Source organism: Simiaoa sunii (genome assembly GCF_014337175.1).
Classification (GTDB): domain Bacteria; phylum Bacillota; class Clostridia; order Lachnospirales; family Lachnospiraceae; genus Acetatifactor; species Acetatifactor intestinalis.
Genome location: NZ_CP060633.1, coordinates 1962717 through 1981736, shown reverse-complemented (window position 1 = coordinate 1981736; position 19020 = coordinate 1962717). Strand labels below are relative to the sequence as shown.

At 44.3% G+C, this 19020-nt stretch carries 21 protein-coding genes; 19 read left to right on the top strand and 2 right to left on the bottom strand.

The window, feature by feature from the left end:
• The first annotated feature begins 63 nt into the window (after window positions 1–63).
• Window positions 64–1077, top strand: a complete 1014-nt coding sequence (locus H9Q77_RS09140; RefSeq protein WP_118547422.1) for an ABC transporter substrate-binding protein — start codon at window positions 64–66, stop codon at window positions 1075–1077.
• Window positions 1078–1124: 47 nt separating this feature from the next.
• Here H9Q77_RS09140 and H9Q77_RS09135 read toward each other — a convergent pair whose 3' ends face one another.
• Entirely contained in the window at window positions 1125–1622 is a 498-nt protein-coding gene (locus tag H9Q77_RS09135) for a helix-turn-helix domain-containing protein (protein WP_249325289.1), read from the bottom strand.
• A gap of 191 nt (window positions 1623–1813) precedes the next feature.
• Between H9Q77_RS09135 and H9Q77_RS09130 the strand changes: the two genes are divergently transcribed.
• The 17 genes from H9Q77_RS09130 (at window position 1814) to H9Q77_RS09050 (ending at window position 17549) form a co-directional block, all read left to right on the top strand.
• The gene (locus H9Q77_RS09130) at window positions 1814–3169 is read left to right on the top strand and encodes an SPFH domain-containing protein (RefSeq protein ID WP_249325287.1); all 1356 of its coding nucleotides are present in this window, start codon (window positions 1814–1816) and stop codon (window positions 3167–3169) included.
• 102 nt (window positions 3170–3271) lie between these two features.
• A complete protein-coding gene (locus H9Q77_RS09125) occupies window positions 3272–4033 on the top strand; it encodes a zinc ribbon domain-containing protein (protein ID WP_154495134.1) in 762 nt (253 codons plus the stop codon).
• 19 nt (window positions 4034–4052) lie between these two features.
• Window positions 4053–6887 (top strand): bifunctional diguanylate cyclase/phosphodiesterase, encoded by a 2835-nt coding sequence (locus tag H9Q77_RS09120; RefSeq protein ID WP_249325285.1) that lies wholly within the window; start codon window positions 4053–4055, stop codon window positions 6885–6887.
• A 6-nt stretch (window positions 6888–6893) separates the two neighbouring features.
• Entirely contained in the window at window positions 6894–9278 is a 2385-nt protein-coding gene (locus tag H9Q77_RS09115) for an ATP-dependent helicase (protein WP_249325283.1), read from the top strand.
• Window positions 9279–9373: 95 nt separating this feature from the next.
• Complete coding sequence (locus H9Q77_RS09110) at window positions 9374–9673, top strand: DUF4366 domain-containing protein (RefSeq protein ID WP_118547433.1); 300 nt, start codon at window positions 9374–9376, stop codon at window positions 9671–9673.
• Between the two features lie 3 nt (window positions 9674–9676).
• A complete protein-coding gene (gene rlmD, locus H9Q77_RS09105; RefSeq protein WP_249325282.1) occupies window positions 9677–11383 on the top strand; it encodes a 23S rRNA (uracil(1939)-C(5))-methyltransferase RlmD in 1707 nt (568 codons plus the stop codon).
• Between the two features lie 83 nt (window positions 11384–11466).
• Window positions 11467–11703: a hypothetical protein gene (locus tag H9Q77_RS09100; RefSeq protein ID WP_249325281.1), complete on the top strand. Its 237-nt coding sequence runs from the start codon at window positions 11467–11469 to the stop codon at window positions 11701–11703.
• Window positions 11704–11938: 235 nt separating this feature from the next.
• The gene (locus H9Q77_RS09095) at window positions 11939–12856 is read left to right on the top strand and encodes a helix-turn-helix transcriptional regulator (RefSeq protein ID WP_249325280.1); all 918 of its coding nucleotides are present in this window, start codon (window positions 11939–11941) and stop codon (window positions 12854–12856) included.
• Window positions 12853–13272 (top strand): VOC family protein, encoded by a 420-nt coding sequence (locus H9Q77_RS09090; protein ID WP_249325279.1) that lies wholly within the window; start codon window positions 12853–12855, stop codon window positions 13270–13272. The genes H9Q77_RS09095 and H9Q77_RS09090 overlap by 4 nt, the downstream gene beginning before the upstream one ends.
• A gap of 5 nt (window positions 13273–13277) precedes the next feature.
• Complete coding sequence (locus H9Q77_RS09085) at window positions 13278–13970, top strand: GyrI-like domain-containing protein (RefSeq protein ID WP_249325278.1); 693 nt, start codon at window positions 13278–13280, stop codon at window positions 13968–13970.
• Between the two features lie 12 nt (window positions 13971–13982).
• Window positions 13983–14297 carry a TfoX/Sxy family protein gene (locus tag H9Q77_RS09080; protein WP_249325276.1) on the top strand — a complete coding sequence of 105 codons (315 nt, stop codon included), beginning with the start codon at window positions 13983–13985 and terminating at the stop codon, window positions 14295–14297.
• A 196-nt stretch (window positions 14298–14493) separates the two neighbouring features.
• Window positions 14494–14676, top strand: coding sequence for a hypothetical protein (locus H9Q77_RS09075; protein WP_249327179.1), 183 nt, complete (start codon window positions 14494–14496; stop codon window positions 14674–14676).
• Window positions 14677–14748: 72 nt separating this feature from the next.
• The gene (locus H9Q77_RS09070; RefSeq protein ID WP_118550248.1) at window positions 14749–15114 is read left to right on the top strand and encodes a helix-turn-helix domain-containing protein; all 366 of its coding nucleotides are present in this window, start codon (window positions 14749–14751) and stop codon (window positions 15112–15114) included.
• 86 nt (window positions 15115–15200) lie between these two features.
• Window positions 15201–16193: an ORF6N domain-containing protein gene (locus H9Q77_RS09065; protein WP_118550249.1), complete on the top strand. Its 993-nt coding sequence runs from the start codon at window positions 15201–15203 to the stop codon at window positions 16191–16193.
• 59 nt (window positions 16194–16252) lie between these two features.
• Window positions 16253–16612, top strand: coding sequence for a hypothetical protein (locus tag H9Q77_RS09060; protein ID WP_249325274.1), 360 nt, complete (start codon window positions 16253–16255; stop codon window positions 16610–16612).
• Window positions 16613–16693: 81 nt separating this feature from the next.
• Window positions 16694–16969, top strand: coding sequence for a hypothetical protein (locus H9Q77_RS09055; RefSeq protein ID WP_147365368.1), 276 nt, complete (start codon window positions 16694–16696; stop codon window positions 16967–16969).
• A gap of 31 nt (window positions 16970–17000) precedes the next feature.
• Window positions 17001–17549, top strand: coding sequence for a GNAT family N-acetyltransferase (locus tag H9Q77_RS09050; RefSeq protein WP_249325273.1), 549 nt, complete (start codon window positions 17001–17003; stop codon window positions 17547–17549).
• A 66-nt stretch (window positions 17550–17615) separates the two neighbouring features.
• Here H9Q77_RS09050 and H9Q77_RS09045 read toward each other — a convergent pair whose 3' ends face one another.
• The gene (locus tag H9Q77_RS09045) at window positions 17616–17822 is read right to left on the bottom strand and encodes a hypothetical protein (RefSeq protein WP_022154930.1); all 207 of its coding nucleotides are present in this window, start codon (window positions 17820–17822) and stop codon (window positions 17616–17618) included.
• A gap of 248 nt (window positions 17823–18070) precedes the next feature.
• Between H9Q77_RS09045 and H9Q77_RS09040 the strand changes: the two genes are divergently transcribed.
• A complete protein-coding gene (locus tag H9Q77_RS09040) occupies window positions 18071–18952 on the top strand; it encodes a mechanosensitive ion channel family protein (protein ID WP_249325267.1) in 882 nt (293 codons plus the stop codon).
• The last annotated feature ends 68 nt before the right edge of the window (window positions 18953–19020 follow it).

The following is a 19020-nucleotide window of genomic DNA, read 5'->3' as shown; positions in this document are numbered from 1 at the left end:
CCCGGAACATTTTCCCCGGGATTACATAGAATAGATATGTAATCTCAGGGAGGATAAACAATTATGAAAACAAAGAAAGTAATGGCAGCGATATTGGCTGTACTGCTTGCGGCAGGTGCATTTACGGGCTGCGGCAATGCAGAACAGACGAACGGACCAAAGAAGACAAGAGTGGTGCTCAATGAAGTAGCCCACTCTCTTTTTTATGCACCGATGTATGTGGCTATCGAGGAAGGATATTTTGCCGATGCCGGGATCGACCTGGAGCTCGTAACGGGATTTGGCGCGGATAAGACTATGACAGCGGTGCTGACCGGTGAGGCGGACATCGGCTTCATGGGCAGTGAGAGCACGATTTACACCTATGCCGGAGGAACGGAAGACTATGTGGTGAACTTTGCCCAGCTGACCCAGCGGGCAGGAAATTTCCTGGTGGCGAGAGAACCTATCGATGACTTTTCGTGGGATATGTTAAAGGGTGCTATAGTCTTAGGTGGTAGAGCTGGCGGTATGCCGGAGATGGTATTTGAATATATCCTGGAGAAAAATAATATGGATCCGACAACGGATCTGTCCATCGACCAGAGCATTGACTTCGGTTCCACAGCAGCAGCTTTTTCCGGCGGACAGGGAGACTTTACCATTGAGTTCGAGCCGCATGCTACGCTGTTAGAGCAGAAGGGCGACGGCTATGTGGTGGCATCTTTAGGCGAGGAATCCGGCTATGTACCGTATACTTCTTTTTCTGCCAGGAAGAGTTATATAGAGAAAAATGCGGAGACGATCCAGGCATTTACCGATGCCCTGCAAAAAGGTATGGATTATGTGCAGGAGCACAGTGCGGAAGAAATCGCCAAATGTATTGCACCCCAGTTCGCAGAGACAGGGAGTGATACGCTGACAGCCATCGTGGCCAGATACCAGGAGCAGGATACCTGGAAAAAAGATCTGATCTTCCACAAAGATGCCTTTGATCTGTTACAGAATATTCTGGAGGACTCTGATGTACTGAAAGAGAGAGTGCCCTATGAAAAACTGGTGACCACAGAATTTGCTGAGAAAGCGGCGGCAAAATAAGGAAAACGAAGAGAGTGTTATAAAAATAGTTTAAAAAAGGAGGAGGATCAGACATCCTCCTCCTGAATGTGTATATTTTTAATGGCCCAGAGCTTTAATGCCTTGGCATTGGTACTGATCTTCTCCAGGGAATCCAGAATATCCTGAAATGCCGGACGCTCATCCTCAGAGATCACGCCGTCTTCGGAGATAGCGATCAGGGAAGCGCGAAGTGTATCGATATCTTTCAAGGATCCCAGTACTTTCAGCGCCAGCCGGTCAAAGTCCACAATGTCAACCTCTGATACACTGTTGCGTCCTATGGGGCATTCTCTGGCACAGTAGGAGTTGCACAGCTCCGGTGTATTATATGCCTCTGCCATAGCCTTGACTTCCTCCGGATATGGGGCGATGGTATCCAGTTCGATCCTTGCCAGTCTGGTGCGGTCGATGCCTACCAGTTCAGCGGCCTTTTCCCGGCTGCTGAAGTCCGGATTTTCCTTGGCAGCTTCGCAACGTGCGAGATAGTACATATTATCAGCGGCTTTTGTAGCTTTTTTACCCATATTTCTTTTAATCCTTTTATAGTATAGTGTAATCAAACATCTCTAATATCACAGTTTAGTAGAAAAAAGACACATTGTAAAGGAAAAATCACGATATTTTACGAAAAGCAGTTGAGGGAATGTGTAAAATTTGCTAAAATATAAGAGATGTGGAAAAATCAATTTTTCATATATAAAATGGAGGTGCGGTAATGGGTTTAATCAGAGCAGCAAAAGATGCAGTCAGTAGCATGATGGCTGACCAGTGGAGAGAGTATTTTTACTGTGATTCTCTTTCCAACGATGTATTGGTAGTAAAAGGACAGCAGCGGGTAACCAATGGACGTAACAGCAATACCAAGGGTGTGGAGAACATAATCTCCAACGGCTCCATCGTAGCAGTTAACGAAGGACAGTGTATGATCATTGTGGATCAGGGCGGAATCGTAGAGTTCTGTGCGGATGCCGGTGAGTTCGTATATGATTCTTCTACAGAACCCAGCTTGTTCTACGGCAATCTTGGCGAGAGCGTTAAGAATACTTTTTCCAATATCGGAAAACGTTTTACCTTTGGTGGTAATGCAGCGAAGGATCAGAGAATCTACTTCTTCAATATCAAGGAGATCATGAACAACCTCTTTGGTACGGCAAGCCCTATTCCGTTCCGTGTAATTGACCAGAATATCGGACTGGATCTGGATACCTCCTTACGTTGTAACGGTGAGTATTCCTTCCACCTGGTGGATCCTTTGTTATTCTATAAAAATGTATGCGGTAACGTAACAGAGTCCTATACCAGAAGCGAACTGGTAGCGAAGATGAAGGCAGAATTGTTGACCGCTCTGCAGCCTGCACTGGCTAAGGTTTCTGCACAGGGCGTACGTCCCAGTGAGATCCCTGCTCACACAGAAGATTTGACAGAAGCTTTGAAGGAAGAGCTTTCCGATCTGTGGACCAAACTTCGTGGTATCGAGATCGTTACCATTAATATCAATTCTGCGAAGATCCCTGATGAGGATGCAAAGACCATCGCAGATCTGCAGAGAACCGCTGTACTGCGCAATACCGGAATGGCAGCAGCTACCATGACCGCTGCACAGGCAGAGGCTATGAAGATGGCAGCATCCAACACCTCTACCGGTCCCATGATGGCATTTGCAGGCATGAACATGGCGAACATGGTAGGCGGTATCAATGCCGGACAGCTGTATCAGATGGATGCCCAGCAGAACAGTGGTATGCAGCAGGCACAGGCAGCACACGCGCAGGGGCAGGCTCCTAAGATGCAGGCACCGGTACTTGGCTGGACCTGTAGCTGCGGCGCTACGGATAACCGTGGTAAGTTCTGCGCTGAGTGTGGAGCACCTAAGCCTTCGGACGCAGGCTGGACCTGCAGCTGTGGCGCAGTAAATCAGGGCAAGTTCTGTTCCGAATGCGGAGCAAAGAAGCCGGAAGGAGCACCGATCTATAAATGTGATAAATGCGGCTGGGAGCCGGAAGATCCTGCACATCCTCCTAAGTTCTGCCCGGAGTGCGGCGATCCTTTTGATGACAACGACAGAGTATAATACATACTCGTCAGAATATATTTACCGGAAACAGTACAGCAGATACCTTTATGATATCTGCTGTACTGAACTGTTATGAATGAAAAAGAAAGAGAAATATAAATGAACGGAAGTCTGATCGCTATTATTGTTATACTGGTATTGTGTCTGGTACTGGCAGGGATCATTTATTATGCTTATTGCAGGATCCGTGAAAAATTACGGGATACCTCCAGAATGTTATTCGGTACAGATTCCATGATCGAGGGCATGAAGCAGAGAGAAGCGGAAGTGGAGATGACACCGAAGTCCGTATCCTCCGCGACAAATCTGTATATGCCTTCTATTATGAGAGATTTTCCCGAGTTCCATTATGATGAGATGAAGAGCAGAGCGGAGAACGTGCTGACCTCTTATTTACAAAGTATTACCGGACAGAATCCGGCACTTTTGTCGGAGGGAACGAAAGAATTGAAAGAACAGCTCAGACTGCGGCTGGAGATGCTGCAGAACCAGTCACAGAGGGAGAGCTTTGAAAATATACATATTCACAGAACAGAGATACATCAGTACCGGAAGCAGAAGGGAAGACAGAGTATTGTCCTGCAGTCAGCCGTAGAATATATCCATGCGTTGAAAGAAAACGGTAAGCTTATCGGGGGCAGTGAAGAACGGAAAGAACAGGCAAAATACAATGTGGAACTGGTCTATATCCAGGATCAGGATATGGTCGAGAACCAGGAGGATGCAGGTCTGGCCCTGAATTGTCCCAATTGTGGTGCACCGCTTCCCGGACTTGGGGCAAAAAAGTGCATTTATTGTGATACACCTATTGTGGAATATAATCTGCGGATCTGGAATTTCAGCAGAGTGGAAGAAGCATAGAGAAGGCTGAGAGGGCTGTATGGACGAAAAAATAATAGGGTTAGATAAAAACAAAGATATAGACAGACGGCTGGAGGAAACAACGAAGGAACTGCAGCGGGAACGGGAAAAACTGATGGCTGTGATCCGGATGTCCGGCGATCTGATCTTTGAATATGATATCGCAAAGGATCAAATGCACTATGCAGGTCCGGAAGAAGGCAGTCTGTATTGCGGACAGATCACGGAAGGGTACACTGAGCAGCTCCTCAGGGAAGTGGACAACCGCACGGATGCAGTGGAACAGCAGCTTGCAGAAGCGTTGCACAGCGGCAAACCGGATATTTGTATTGAGCTCTGCAAGACGGACGAGGAAGGTAATCCTCACTGGATGAAGGTCATCGGGCAGACTTTTTATAATGAAAAAAAAGAACCGGAACGTGTCCTGGGCAAGGTCTGTGATATTGATGCACAGAAGAAAAAGGAAAGGGAACTACAGGAAAAATCACAAAGGGATTCCCTGACTGGACTTTTGAATCATTCCACCATCAAGCAGCAGATCACACACAGACTGCAGAAAATGAAACGGGGACAGGTGGGATACCTTATTGTTCTGGATGTGGATAGTTTTAAAAAGATCAACGATACAAACGGACATCTGTTTGGAGATGCGGTATTGTGTTCTTTTGCGGATGAAATGAATAAATTGTTTCCCGAGGCGCTGAAAGGCAGGATTGGTGGAGACGAGTTCGTATGCTATGTAGAGGATATGCCAAGAGAGGAACTGGAAGAGAAGCTTGGACAGCTGAATCACTGTATGTCTGACCGTTATGATGATGATAAAACGGGACTGCATATCTCCTGCAGTCTGGGAGCTGCGGTTACGGATGGAACAGTGACAGACTATAATCTGCTGTTCCGGTGGGCAGATGCAGCCTTGTATCAGGTGAAGAGTCGGGAAAAGGGCGCTTATGATCTTCTGGAAGTCAAGGAGGGTGTGGCATTGCCCGGTCAAAGCTACCTGGACAGTGAGGAGAACAAAGAGGACGAGATCGTTCACAAGGAGGCACAGTTCGAGAGCGCGGAAGATCTGGTTCTGTTCTGCATGGACCTGTTGGAAAATGTACCGAATCTGACCAGTGCCCTGAAGGTGATCAGTGAACGTACCTGCAGTTTTTTCAATATTGATGATATGATATGTGTGGAAGTAAATGAGGCAGGACCGTCGATCCGTTATCAATGGAACCGGGAAGAAAAGAAAAATTTTGTCAAAAGAATACTGCACCCGGGAGTATTTGAATGGGACAGGATCCGGAAACGCGCAGACGAATCCGGTGCCGCAATTTACAGACAGTCGGAGACTCCGAATATCTACAAAGAAGAAGCGGAGTCTGTGATGATCGTAATGTCTACCGCTTCGAAGGGATTAAAGGCCAGTGTTATCTTCTCAGACCGCCATACAGACAGAACCTGGGAAGAGGAGAAAAATGCCCTGTGCAGAATATCCCATCAGATATTCAACAGGCTTCGCATGCTGAAAAATGCAGAAAAAGATCAAAGGGAACTGAACCGGAAACTGAATTATGATGCGCTGACCGGACTGCCGGTGTACAATAAGTTCGTAGACAAATTAGAAGCCTATATGGCAGCGAATGGAAAGACCGGATTATATTTTGTATCCTCTGACTTTTCTAATTTCCAGTATGTGAATGAAATGTATGGCTACGAGGTAGGCGACCGTATCCTGCATGATTTTGCCGTGGCATTACAGGAAAAATGTCAGGAAGGCGTATTGTTCTGCCGTGTAACCTCCGATCACTTTGTCGGTGTGCTGAAGGAAGATTCCGTGGAGGATGCCAGACAGGCGTACCTGACGTTTACGAATTCTTTTGTGAAGAGGATCAACAGCCGGTATGATCAGTGTAATCTGGTCATTGCCACCGGTTTGTATGAGATCACGGAGAATGACTGGTCGGTATCTTCCATGATGGACAATGCCAATGAGGCCAGAAAACAATGCAAGACGCAGAAGGTAGACAGTGCCGTAGAAATTTACACGGACAAGATCCGCAGAGATTTGGAGAATACCAGAACAATTGTATCCGGAATGGTAAGTGCCTATAATAATAAAGAATTCCATGCATATCTCCAACCTAAGGTATCTCTTCATACCGGAAAAGTAGTGGGAGCGGAAGCACTGGTGCGCTGGATAAAAGCGGATGGAACTATGGTAATGCCCGGAAAGTTTATAGATATTTTTGAGAGAAATGGGTTTATTACCAAGGTTGATTTCGCCATTCTGGATCAGGTCATGGAATATTTGCGTGATGCCCTGGCACAGGGAGAAGAAGTGGTGCCGATCTCTGTTAACTTCTCCAGACGTCATAATGAATATGCGGATTTTGTGCCGAATATCTTAAAGCGCCTGAAAGACTATAAGGTACCCAGCGATCTGCTGGAGGTGGAAGTGACGGAGTCAGTATTTATGTCGGATCTGAATAAGCTGACCAATAATCTGGAAACCCTCAGGGACAGAGGAGTGGAGATCTCTGTCGATGATTTCGGAAGTGGATATTCTTCGCTGAATCTGTTATCCAAGGTGGCTGTGGATACGGTAAAACTGGACAAGCAGTTCCTGGATGATACCATGAACAGCGAACGGGAAGAAACCGCATTGACAATTATAAAATATCTGACTAAAATGTTAAGACATCTCGGCTTTAAAGTACTGGCAGAGGGTGTGGAGACCAGTGAACAGCTGGAGATGCTCCGGCTGGCGGATTGCGATATCGTGCAGGGATATTTTTATGCAAAACCAATGCCGATCGGGGAATTCAGAACTTTTTTACAGGAATTCAATGAAAGGGATAATTAGTCATACATGAGCATTTATGATACTTTGAATAAAGAACAAAAAGAAGCGGTGCTTCATACGGAAGGACCGCTCCTTCTGTTAGCGGGTGCCGGAAGCGGCAAGACCCGTGTCCTGACTCACAGAGTGGCATATCTGATCGATGAGTTGGGAGTGAATCCATGGAACATTCTTGCCATTACCTTTACCAATAAGGCGGCACAGGAGATGCGGGAACGTGTGGACCAGATCGCCGGTTTCGGCGCGGATCAGGTATGGGTAGCTACTTTCCATGCCACTTGCATGAGAATCCTCAGAAGACATATTGACAGACTGGGATATGATACGAATTTTACGATCTATGATACAGACGATCAGAAGACCGTGATCAAACAGGTCTGCAAACGTCTGAACATCGACACAAAGATGTATAAGGAGCGGACGCTGCTGTCTGAAATATCTTCTGCCAAGGACGAACTGGTGGATGTGCGGGAATTCGAGGTCAAGTCCGTAGGCGATTATCGCAAAAGTGTGACGGCAAAGGTTTACAGAGAATATCAGGACACACTGAAGAAGAGTAATGCATTGGATTTTGATGATATCATTGTGAAAACGGTGGAGCTGTTCAAAAGCTGTCCGGAGGTACTCTATAACTATCAGGAGCGCTTCCGATACATTATGGTGGATGAGTACCAGGATACGAATACAGCGCAGTTTGAACTGATCCGGCTGCTGGCGGACGGCTACCGCAATCTGTGTGTCGTGGGTGATGATGACCAGTCCATCTACAAGTTCCGTGGTGCCAATATCCGCAATATTTTAGATTATGAGAAGATATATCCGGATGCAAAAGTGATCAAGCTGGAGCAGAATTACCGTTCCACACAGAATATTCTGGATGCGGCAAACGCAGTGATCCGCAACAACAGAGGCCGTAAAGAGAAGGCACTGTGGACGGAAAAAGGAGCAGGCAGCCGAATACATTTCAGACAATTTGACAATGCTTATGAAGAGGCGGAATATATCGCAGACGATATTTCTGATAAAGTGAACAAAAATGGCGTTGCCTATGCGGATTGTGCAGTACTGTACCGTACCAATGCCCAGTCCAGACTTTTAGAAGAACGTATGGTGGTGGAAGGAATTCCCTATCATGTGGTAGGCGGTGTGAACTTCTATGCCAGACAGGAGATCCGGGACATCCTGGCGTATTTAAAGACTATTGATAACGGCAGGGATGAAGTGGCTCTGCGCAGAATCATCAATGTGCCGAAACGAAGCATCGGTACGGCATCGCTGGAAAAAGTGGCGGATTATGCACAGATGAAGGATATCACGTTATTTGATGCATTGTGCGAGGCAGACCAGATCAGGGGACTGGGAAGAGCGGAAGCAAAGATCCGTGGGTTCGTCAATCTGATCGAAGTGCTTCGCAGCGGATTGTCCTCCTACACACTGCCGGATCTGATCAAGTCCTTATTAGAACGGATCGATTATGCGGAATATCTGCGGGATCAGGATGAAGAATCCGCAGAGGACCGTCTCGGGAACGTAGATGAATTGATCACCAAGGCAGCAGTCTACGAGGAGACCCACGATGAGCCTTCTCTGTCGGAATTTTTGGAAGAGATCATGCTGGTAGCGGATATTGACAATGTGGAGGATGGCGATAACAGAGTGCTTTTGATGACTCTGCACAGTGCCAAAGGTCTGGAATTCCCGGTGGTCTATCTCGCCGGCATGGAGGATGGACTATTTCCCGGCTTTATGACGATCGCGTCCGATGACCCGTTGGAGATCGAGGAAGAGAGACGACTGGCTTATGTGGGAATCACCAGAGCCAAGGAGGATCTGACGCTGACCTGTGCCAGAAGCAGAATGCTCCGCGGTGAGACACAGTACAATCCCGTGAGCCGTTTTGTGCGGGAGATCCCGAAGGAACTTATGGATAATACCCTGCCGCAAAACAGAAGATACCGGGACGATGACCTGGAGGATTTTCAGGCGAGAAGAGCCAATGAGGCAGCCCTTCGTGCCATGGGGCTGGAAGCAATTGCAACCCCGCGGTCCGGAAACGGTTCGGGCAGCGGCTTCGGAGGCTTTGGCAATACGGGATTTGATCCAAGACCCAAGGCAACCTTGAAACCCCGAGTTACGGCAAAAGCAGACAAACCTTATATTTCCAAGGGGATCAATGGACTCAACCAGCTGGCGGGACTTCAGAAAGGAACGGAATTCAAGGCACCGGATGCACTGGACTATACGGTAGGTGACAGAGTACGTCATATCAAATACGGTGAGGGCACGGTATTGAATATCGCGAGAGAACCCAGGGATTATAAGGTCACGGTGGAATTCGACCAGGCGGGGCAGAAGATCATGTATGCATCTTTTGCCAAGTTAAAACGGGTATAGTATTTTTTACGAAAATATGGTATCATATAAAGGAATGAAAACAATTGCTTTGCATCCGCAGAAAAGTCCGGATGCCGGAAAGGCAGGTAAATAATATGAACAGAATTGAAAATCTGGTAGACCTTGACAAATTAAACGAACTGAAAGTCAGCGAACTGAAGAAGCTTAATAAGCTTCTGGGTAAGGAAGTGGAAGAGAAGAAGGAGCGCAATGTTCTGGTATGGGTACTGGCGATCATCGGAGCCGTAGCAGCTGTTGCAGCTGTAGCTTATGCCGTATATCATTTCTTCTTTGCACAGGATTATCTGGAAGACTTCGAGGATGATTTCGAGGACGAAGCAGATGACGTGGAAGAGGATGACGACGACTTCTTCGAGGATGAAGGAGAGAACTAACCCATGAAAAAAGGACAGGTATATGAAGGATCTGTTGTAAGGGTCGATTTTCCCAACAAAGGGATCGTCTGTGTGGGAGAAGAGACTGCTGTAGTCAAGAACAGCCTGCCCGGACAGAAAGTCAAGTTCTCAGTGAATAAGGTACGCAAAGGGAAGGCGGAAGGAAGGCTTTTAGAGGTGACAGAGAAGTCACCTTTAGAAACCGGCCGGACGTGTTCCCTTTTTGGGTTGTGCGGTGGATGTACCTATCTGTCTCTGCCCTATGAAGAACAGCTGAAGGTCAAAGAAGAACAGGTAAAACGCCTGCTGGACAGTGTGTTAAACAAGCAGGATGAAGCTTGGAATTTTGAGGGCATCAAGGGCAGCCCGAAGGCTTATGAATACCGCAATAAGATGGAATTTTCCTTCGGAGATGAGTACAAGGATGGACCGCTGGCACTGGGCATGCATAAGAGAGGCAGCTTTTACGATATAGTGACCGTAGCGGACTGCGAGATCGTGGATGCGGATTACCGCCTGATTTTACAGACAGTGAGAGATTATTTTGCCCGGGCGAAGGTAAGCTTTTTTCACAGAATGAGCCATGAGGGGTACTTACGGCACCTGCTGGTACGTAAGGCATCCCGCACCGGAGAGATTCTGGTGGCACTGGTGACGACCTCCCAGAATCCCTGGCAGGGAGAGACGGCGGTGGAAGGAAGCTTGGATGCGGATGCGCTGATCACGGGATTTAAGGATCTGTTGCTTTCCCTGGAACAGGATGGGAAGCTGGCCGGAAAATTCGCAGGAATCTTACATATCACCAATGATTCCATCGCAGATGTAGTGCAGAGTGACCATACGGAGTTGTTATACGGACAGGAGTATTTTTATGAGGAACTGCTGGGGTTGAAATTCAAGATTTCCACATTTTCCTTTTTCCAGACCAACTCCTACAGTGCAGAGGTACTGTACCAGACGGCGAGAGATTATGTGGGCGACCTGGGTGGCAGCGACAAGACCGTGTTCGACCTCTACAGCGGCACCGGCACTATCGCGCAGCTCATGGCACCGGCCGCCGGGAAAGTCATCGGTGTGGAGATCGTGGAAGAAGCCGTGGAGGCAGCGAAGAAAAACGCCGCCGCCAATGGACTGGATAACTGCGAATTCATCGCCGGAGATGTATTGAAGGTACTGGATGAAGTGGAAGAGAAGCCGGACATGATCATCTTAGATCCCCCCAGAGATGGCATCCACCCCAAAGCACTGCCGAAGATCATTGCCTACGGTGTGGATCATATCGTTTATATCTCCTGCAAGCCCACCAGCCTCGTGAGAGATCTGGAAGTATTCTTAGAGAATGGCTACCGCGTGGACAAAGCCGTTGCCGTGGACCAGTTCCCCTGGACCGCGAATGTGGAGACGGTATGTCTTTTGTCCAAACTTCATGAAGCGAAGCACCATGTGAATGTCAGACTGGATATGGATGAGTTAGATGTTACTTCGGCAGAAAGTAAGGCGACATATGAGGAGATTAAGTCCTACGTGGCGGAGCATAATGATGGGATGAAAGTTTCTAATCTCTATATTGCACAGGTTAAGGCTAAGTATGGAATCATAGAGCGTGAGAATTATAATAAACCTAAGTCAGATGACGCAAGACAGCCTAAGTGTCCGAAGGAGAAGGAGAATGCAATCGTAGAGGCACTGAAATATTTTAGAATGATTTAATTCAGTTACATGGAAGGAGCATTTTATGAAATATTTTAATAGTAAAGAATTTGATACAGAGATGGAAAAAAGTGAAAATTATTATGGAAGATAAAGGATTTGTTTTGGAATCTGATCATCCATATGCATATGAAATGCAATACTCAGATGCGTATGATGATGTAGTTGAATGGTTGGAACAGCATGGCTACAACGGCAAATTAGATAATGTCGGACTATTTGAGGGTGTTGCGGTTTATGCTTTATATGATGAATCTAGAATATCATATAGCGAAATTATAGCGAAATTAAAAGAAGAAGCAAAACAACAATGTAATTAAGTATCTTAATCGTAGAGGCACTGAGATATTTCCAGATGATTCCAAGTGGATCGTAGGATGATCCGGCTTATAAGAAAGAGAAAATTTAACTAATGCTATTGAGCCTTCAGACATTGGGAATAAAACTTTATGTTTGTAGGCTTTTTGTTTACAGAAAAATTTTTCGTGGATATAATAAACATGACATATAGTTGTCGTGTTGTGTTAGATATGATATGTATGGAGTGTGGAAACTATGAAGATAGATAGGCTTATTGGGATATTGTCGATCTTACTGCAGGAAGAAAAGATAACGGCTCCTGAACTGGCAGAAAGATTTGAGGTATCTCGAAGGACAATAAATCGGGATATTGAAGACCTTTGTAAAGCAGGTATTCCTATAAAAACTGCACAGGGTACCGGTGGTGGTATTAGCATTATGGACGGATATTGTATAGATAGGACAATTCTGACATCCAAAGATATGCAGATGATTCTTGCGGGGCTGAGAGGCCTTGACAGTGTGAGTGGAAAGCGATACTACGGTCAGCTGATGGAGAAAATCCAGACTGGATCATCAGAGTTTATTAGTGGAAGAGACTCTATGCTGATTGATTTGTCTTCATGGTATAAAGGCTCTCTTGCTCCGAAAATTGAGGCAATCCAAAATGCAATAGAAAACAGGCATATCATACAGTTCGTGTATTATGCTCCATCTGGAGAGAGCAACCGAAGGGTAGAACCATATTATCTGGTTTTCCGGTGGTCGAGCTGGTATGTATGGGGGTGGTGTTTAGAACGTAAAGATTACAGGCTGTTCAAACTGAACCGTATGGATTGTGTTGTTGAAACAGACCATGGATTTCTGCGCAAAGAAGTACCAATGCCGGATTTGTCAAATGAGAAGATATTTCCGGGTGGGATAAATTTAAAAGCTCTTTTCACACCGAATATGAAGTGGCGGCTGGTTGAAGAATTTGGACCGAACTGCTTTACAGAAACGGACGATGGAAGGCTGCTCTTTTCAGCAGACTATACGGATATGGATAATCTTGTGACATGGCTTATGACATTTGGAGCAAAAGTAGAGGTGCTTGAGCCCGAAGAAGTGCGGGACATTATTCGCAGGAATGCAGAGGAAATATTAAAAATCTATGGAGGATTAGGAAAATGAGATTAGACGGTTTTGGGTTGTTTGTTGATGATATGGCAAAGATGATTCGTTTTTACAAGGATGTTCTCGGATTTGAAATTAAGGAAGAAGAGAATACTTCCAATGTTTATCTTGTAAAAGACGGAACACTTTTTTTACTGTATGGGCGGAATGATTTTGAGAAGATGACAAACCGGCGATATGAGTATATCAATGGTCTAAATGGTCATTATGAAATAGCTCTATATGTTGATACTTTTGAAGAGGTGGACGAGGCATACAAGAAGGCTGTGGAAAATGGTGCAACATCTGTGCTTGAACCGGAACTTGAACCTTGGGGACAGAGAACCTGCTATATTGCTGATCCGGAAGGAAATCTGATAGAGATTGGTTCCTGGAATAAGCCTTATGAAGAGAAGAACTTAGAGGGGGTGTAAAGGATATGGCTTTTGACTACAAGAAGGAATATAAAGAATTTTATATGCCGAAAGGCACACCGTCTATCGTAACTGTTCCGAAAATGAACTATATAGCGGTAAGGGGAAGCGGCAATCCAAATGATGCAGACGGAGAATACAAGCAGGCTATCGGACTTCTGTATGGAATTGCATTTACGATTAAAATGAGCAAAAAGGAAGATCATCAGATTGATGGATATTTCGATTATGTGGTGCCGCCATTAGAAGGATTCTGGTGGCAGGGTGAGCGGCGTCCGGGGGACGCCATGCTGCGAACCGACCGAGCCGGCAGGCGAGACGGAGTATCCGGAATTGATTATGCGTGCAAGGAAGATTTCAAGTGGATTTCTGTTATTCGCTTGCCGGATTTTGTTACCAGGGAAGATTTCGACTGGGCTGTCAGGAAGGCTACGGCAAAGAAAAAACAGGATTTTTCTAAGGTTGAGTTTTTTTCCTATGAGGAGGGCTTATGTGTACAGTGTATGCATATCGGATCGTATGACGATGAGCCTGCTACAGTATATGCGATGCACAGATTTATGGAAGAACAGGGATATGCACTGGATATTACTGATCAGAGAATGCACCATGAGATTTATCTGAGTGATGCACGGAGGGTGGCACCGGAGAAACTGAAGACTGTGGTCAGGCATCCAATAAAGACTATGGGGAAATAGGAGGAAAAAGATATGGCATCAACAAAGGCATATTTGGATTTTGTTTTGGAACAATTATCAGGACTGGATGAAATCAGCAGTCGGGCAATGATGGGCGCATACATCCTTTATTACCGTGGAAGGATTTTTGGTGGAATATATGATGACAGACTTTTGGTAAAGCCGGTTTCGGTGGCGGTGAAAATGATGCCGGATGCTGAGATGGAACCGCCATATGATGGTGCGAAAAAAATGATTCTGGTTGATGATGTGGATAATCGGCAGTTTCTGTGTGAATTGGTTGAGAGTATGTGGGAAGAATTGCCAGAAAAGAAGAATATACATTAAAAACTATGATTTCACAAAAGCATTTAGGCAATATTTACAAATTTTTGAAAAAGGAATAGTTTCGCAGGAGTAACTACGTGGCAATCGAGTAATATCGGTTGCTTTTTTGTTGCCCGATTTTAGAAATTGCCGATTGCACCACCCGGAAGAGGTGGACATACTTCATAACCGTATGCAGGAGGCAGGAGTTCGAAACATGAGTGTATATATCAGAAAGATGGCATTGAATGGATATGTGATTGTTCCTAAGTGGCCGGATCCGGATTTTTATATTCATATGGAAAGAATAAGACAGTTGTACACGGAGCTATATAAAGAGAAGAATATAACAAAGTTCAGAAATACAAAAATCTCTATTGAAAGAGAAGTTGCAGCATGATACTATAACCGTATAAACGGATATATAAATTTATAAATGCGGATATATACGGAATGCTGATGGAGGAAAATCATGATTATAAGTGAAAGAATTTTTTATGTGATGGAGCAGAAGAACATAACGCAGTTGGAACTTTCAAAAAGGACCGGGATTGCAACAAGTAACATCAGTGACTGGAAGAAGAAAAAGACGAATCCCAAAGCGGACTGTCTGTTGTCTATATGTGATGCATTGGAGATTACTCCCGAACAGCTTTTGACTGGAAAAGGAATTGATCCGGAATATAAAGATGCAGATATGGATTATGAAGTTACCAGGTCGGATATTAAGATTTTAAAGCAGATTCACAGCCTTGGAGATGCGCAGTATAAAAGATTGATGGCGTATATGAAAGCCTTGCAGAAGTTGGAACAGATGGAGAGTATAGTGGAGGATTAACCTGTGAAATCACAATTTGTGGCTTTACGATAATGGAACGATATATGTAGCTTGTAGAAATTGCAACCGATTTGTTTGGAGGAAGAATGGAAGAAACAAAAGAATTGATTACTACAGATGATATACGTAGTAAAGTGTATATAATTCGTGGACAGCAGGTAATGCTGGATAAAGATTTGGCAGAAATTTATGGCTATGAAGTAAAAAAGTTAAATCAACAAGTAAAAAGAAATATAGAAAGATTTCCGGAAGATTTTATGTTTCGACTATCTAATAGTGAAATTGATTCCGTGAGGTCACAAATTGTGACCTCACGGAAAAAGGATTTTTTTGCTGGACAGGAAGGCGGACGTAGATATTTACCATACGCATTTACAGAGCAAGGAATTTATATGCTTGCAACAGTTCTTCGTGGAAAATTAGCGGAACAACAGAGTATATTTATTATGCGTACTTTTAGGGAGATGCGTCACTATATTAGGCAGAATCAGCAGTTTGTTACCAGAAATGAAATGGATCTTTTAACAGCAAAGGTTGGAACGATAACGGAGAGGCAGAACCGAATGGAGAATAAGGTAGATTCAATTCAAAAAGATGTGAATATCTTAGCAGATAATTTTATTACCGATAAAGACAAGAAGAATTTTGTGATTTATAAAGGACAGAAGTTAGAGGCTGACATTGCTTACATAGAAATCTATCAGCAAGCAAAGAAATCAATCTATGTTGTAGATGATTATATGAATGCAAAGTCATTACAACATCTTTCTCAGAAGGCTGATGGTGTGGAGGTTGTTTTGTTCACAGAAAATGGAAAAGGTGGGAAGGGATTTCTTACAAAATCTTTAGTGACAGATTTTCAAAATGAATATCCTTCTCTTCAAATTAAGCCTAATTCCGATTGTCATGATAGGTTAATTGTACTTGATTATGGTGAGGAGACAGAACTGGTTTATCACTGCGGAGCATCCAGTAAAGATGCAGGGAAGAAACTTTGTGCAATTAATCAGATTACAGAAACCGCAATTATTCATCCGGTAATAGATAGATTACTTTTGTTGCCGGATAAACAAATATAAATTCTCTTGATTATGAGGATAAGCATTATCAACGAAGAAAAACAGATTTAGAGAACCGTTTGTACAAGACTTATGATAAAATAGATGAAGCAGAGGAATTGCTTATATCTGCAAAAACTAAGAAACGCGCTCTGCCGGCAGACAAGATTACCGGAGACAATATCTACAAGGCACTCATTTTCTTTGATAAGCTGTATGCCCAAATGAACGAAGCTGAGAAACGAGAGTTCCTGTCGCAGTTAGTGGATAATGTACAGATTTACGAAGAACGCAAAGAGAATGGTCAGTGGCTGAAATCCATAGAATTTAAGTTGCCGAATATAGAAAAAGAGTTTGCACTAAGTTTGGACAATGATACACAAAATGAGACTGTATGCTTACTGACGATGCACAGTTGTTTTCAAGACCGAAAGAGATGAACCTGTTTGTGACGGACTGTAAATATGGCCTTACAGAAACGGATGTCAAACATATCCTGAAAATGAAAAAGGGCAAAAAATTTGGAGAAAGAAAAGAAAACAGAAGTGAATAAGGCAGCAGTAGTGTCCCAGGCAGAATTTACAGAGATATTAAATAGTATCATAGACGAAAGATTTCCGGGAACGCAGCGTTATATAATCAATGGCGGAGATTATTGGAAAGACATTGTCATGGAACTGAGACAGGGAGCTGGGAAATTGAGATACAGTCCTTACCAGTTGTTCAAACAGTCGGATGATTATGAAAATACAATACAGGAGTTTATATTGCGTTGGGAAAAAGAAATAAATTCTTGAAATAGGAGTGCTGAAAATGTAAGGTGGCATGATGAGTAAAAATATATGCAGATTAGATGGAAATCATATTTTTTTATCCGTACTGAGGGATGATGAGGAGGCAGTCGGCTTATACACGAAGTGGATGTCGGATGAAACCACCTGTGTCTTTATAGAGCATGCGCATTCTGTGGTGGACATCACCCGGATGCCCGGTTGGGTAAACGACCATTCTGTCATGCGGATGGGAATTGTCCAGAAAGAGACAGACACATTGATTGGATATTGTCATATTGACCATCGAACTGAGGACATGTCAGCCTGGTTATCCATTAACATCGGAGAAAAGGCGGCGCGTGGAAAAGGCATTGGAACCGAAGTCGTGCAGATACTCTTGCGGTACTGCTTTATGGTGCTGGGAGTGTATAGTGTCCATCTGGATGTACTGGAAACAAACACCCCTGCCATTAAGTGTTACGAGAAGGCAGGATTCAGAATAAGTGGCAGATACCGGGGGCATTGTTACTATATGCGGAACCACTATGACTGGCTACACATGGATATCTTATATGAGGAATACCGGAAAACGCTTGAACCTTAAGGGGCTTCATGCGAAAAGTGCCCGCAAGTTAGCGGGCACAACAAAAAAATCAAGAAAATCAAAAAATTACAGAGTCTGATGCACCTCGCGGATCACAGCATCAGCAAGCTCCGGAGCTTTGGCGGGATCAATATCATCCGGAAATTCCGCATCAATGGTGGAAGCAGCCGGGCGATAGTTCAGGCGCAGGGCATTTGCCTGAATGTAATCCGTTGCCTTGTTGTAAGTATCCTCTGTAACACCGTTTAAAGTAATTGTATATAATTTTGCCATAATCTATCATCCTTTCTTTTATGTTGTGGTTAATGGAAACAGTTCCTTGTTTCTGTATATAGTATATCTCTTTTCCTGAAAAAAGAAAATGGAATAAAGTAACAAATATAATAATAGGAATCATTACTATATTTGTGAAATAGTCACATATTACCATAATGAGACATTTGTCAACTGTGTTTTGCTCCGCAAAAATGATAAAATGAACCATCAAAAAGCAGTTTGCAAAGGAGGAAAACAAAGGAAAAATGGAAGACAAAGATAAGAAGAAAAATGTGAAAAAAATAATCGTGTATGCAGTGCTTTTAGTACTTATTATGGGAATCGCGCTGGGAACCGGACAGATTCAGACAGAGGAATTGGGGAGGATATTTACGGTCAATGCAGTTGCAGTCTGTAAATTATTGCTTTTATTGTTCTTAAAAAGTCTGATCGTATGGATCCTGGGGCTGATCAAACCGGCGAATCACAGAGCCAGGTCTGTGCTCTCTCTGTTATCCAGTCTGACAAAATATATTGCGTTTCTGGTGATCCTGTGCGCAGGACTGACGATCCTTGGAGTTAACATGACTACCGTCATTGCCAGTGTCGGAGTATTGGCTCTGATCGTCGGCTTCAGCGCGGAGAGTCTGATCGCGGATGTGGTGACAGGAACTTTTATGCTGCTGGAGAATCAGTATAATGTGGGAGACATCGTGGAGGTGAACGGTTTCCGTGGAACTGTGACGAGCATCGGCATCCGCACCACCTGTATCACGGATACCGGTGACAATGTGAAGATCATCAATAATTCCGAAATGAAAAATATCCTGAACCGCTCCGACAATTATTCCAAGGCTGTCTGCGATATCAGCATCCCTTATGAAACGGATCTTGAAAAGCTGGAAAGTGAACTGCCGAAACTCCTTGAGTCCATCTACAAGGCACATGAAGATACTATGAAAAAAGTTCCTGTGTATGTAGGAGTGCAGGCATTGCAGGATTCCGGAGTATTGCTCCGGTTCGTAGTGGAAGTTTCGGAGAAAAATATCTATTCCGGCATGCGTATTCTGAATCACGATCTGCTGCTGGGCTTTCGAAAGCTGGGTGTAGAGTGCCCCTTCCCGCAGTTGGATGTGCATAATAAATAATGAGTGGATCCGGTAATAAAAGAGAAAATGAAGATCAAAGAAGATCATAAATATTATAGGATAAATAA

What these genes read in the sequence shown, in the direction of transcription:
- H9Q77_RS09135 (WP_249325289.1), bottom strand. Translation starts at nt 1,622, where the DNA reads ATGGGTAAAAAAGCTACAAAAGCCGCTGATAATATGTACTATCTCGCA.
- H9Q77_RS09045 (WP_022154930.1), bottom strand. Translation starts at nt 17,822, where the DNA reads ATGGCAAAATTATATACAATTACTTTAAACGGTGTTACAGAGGATACT.
- rlmD (WP_249325282.1), top strand. Translation starts at nt 9,677, where the DNA reads ATGAAAAAAGGACAGGTATATGAAGGATCTGTTGTAAGGGTCGATTTT.
- H9Q77_RS09050 (WP_249325273.1), top strand. Translation starts at nt 17,001, where the DNA reads ATGAGTAAAAATATATGCAGATTAGATGGAAATCATATTTTTTTATCC.
- H9Q77_RS09140 (WP_118547422.1), top strand. Translation starts at nt 64, where the DNA reads ATGAAAACAAAGAAAGTAATGGCAGCGATATTGGCTGTACTGCTTGCG.
- H9Q77_RS09100 (WP_249325281.1), top strand. Translation starts at nt 11,467, where the DNA reads ATGGAAGATAAAGGATTTGTTTTGGAATCTGATCATCCATATGCATAT.
- H9Q77_RS09110 (WP_118547433.1), top strand. Translation starts at nt 9,374, where the DNA reads ATGAACAGAATTGAAAATCTGGTAGACCTTGACAAATTAAACGAACTG.
- H9Q77_RS09040 (WP_249325267.1), top strand. Translation starts at nt 18,071, where the DNA reads ATGGAAGACAAAGATAAGAAGAAAAATGTGAAAAAAATAATCGTGTAT.
- H9Q77_RS09125 (WP_154495134.1), top strand. Translation starts at nt 3,272, where the DNA reads ATGAACGGAAGTCTGATCGCTATTATTGTTATACTGGTATTGTGTCTG.
- H9Q77_RS09130 (WP_249325287.1), top strand. Translation starts at nt 1,814, where the DNA reads ATGGGTTTAATCAGAGCAGCAAAAGATGCAGTCAGTAGCATGATGGCT.
- H9Q77_RS09095 (WP_249325280.1), top strand. Translation starts at nt 11,939, where the DNA reads ATGAAGATAGATAGGCTTATTGGGATATTGTCGATCTTACTGCAGGAA.
- H9Q77_RS09065 (WP_118550249.1), top strand. Translation starts at nt 15,201, where the DNA reads ATGGAAGAAACAAAAGAATTGATTACTACAGATGATATACGTAGTAAA.
- H9Q77_RS09080 (WP_249325276.1), top strand. Translation starts at nt 13,983, where the DNA reads ATGGCATCAACAAAGGCATATTTGGATTTTGTTTTGGAACAATTATCA.
- H9Q77_RS09085 (WP_249325278.1), top strand. Translation starts at nt 13,278, where the DNA reads ATGGCTTTTGACTACAAGAAGGAATATAAAGAATTTTATATGCCGAAA.
- H9Q77_RS09090 (WP_249325279.1), top strand. Translation starts at nt 12,853, where the DNA reads ATGAGATTAGACGGTTTTGGGTTGTTTGTTGATGATATGGCAAAGATG.
- H9Q77_RS09115 (WP_249325283.1), top strand. Translation starts at nt 6,894, where the DNA reads ATGAGCATTTATGATACTTTGAATAAAGAACAAAAAGAAGCGGTGCTT.
- H9Q77_RS09120 (WP_249325285.1), top strand. Translation starts at nt 4,053, where the DNA reads ATGGACGAAAAAATAATAGGGTTAGATAAAAACAAAGATATAGACAGA.
- H9Q77_RS09075 (WP_249327179.1), top strand. Translation starts at nt 14,494, where the DNA reads ATGAGTGTATATATCAGAAAGATGGCATTGAATGGATATGTGATTGTT.
- H9Q77_RS09070 (WP_118550248.1), top strand. Translation starts at nt 14,749, where the DNA reads ATGATTATAAGTGAAAGAATTTTTTATGTGATGGAGCAGAAGAACATA.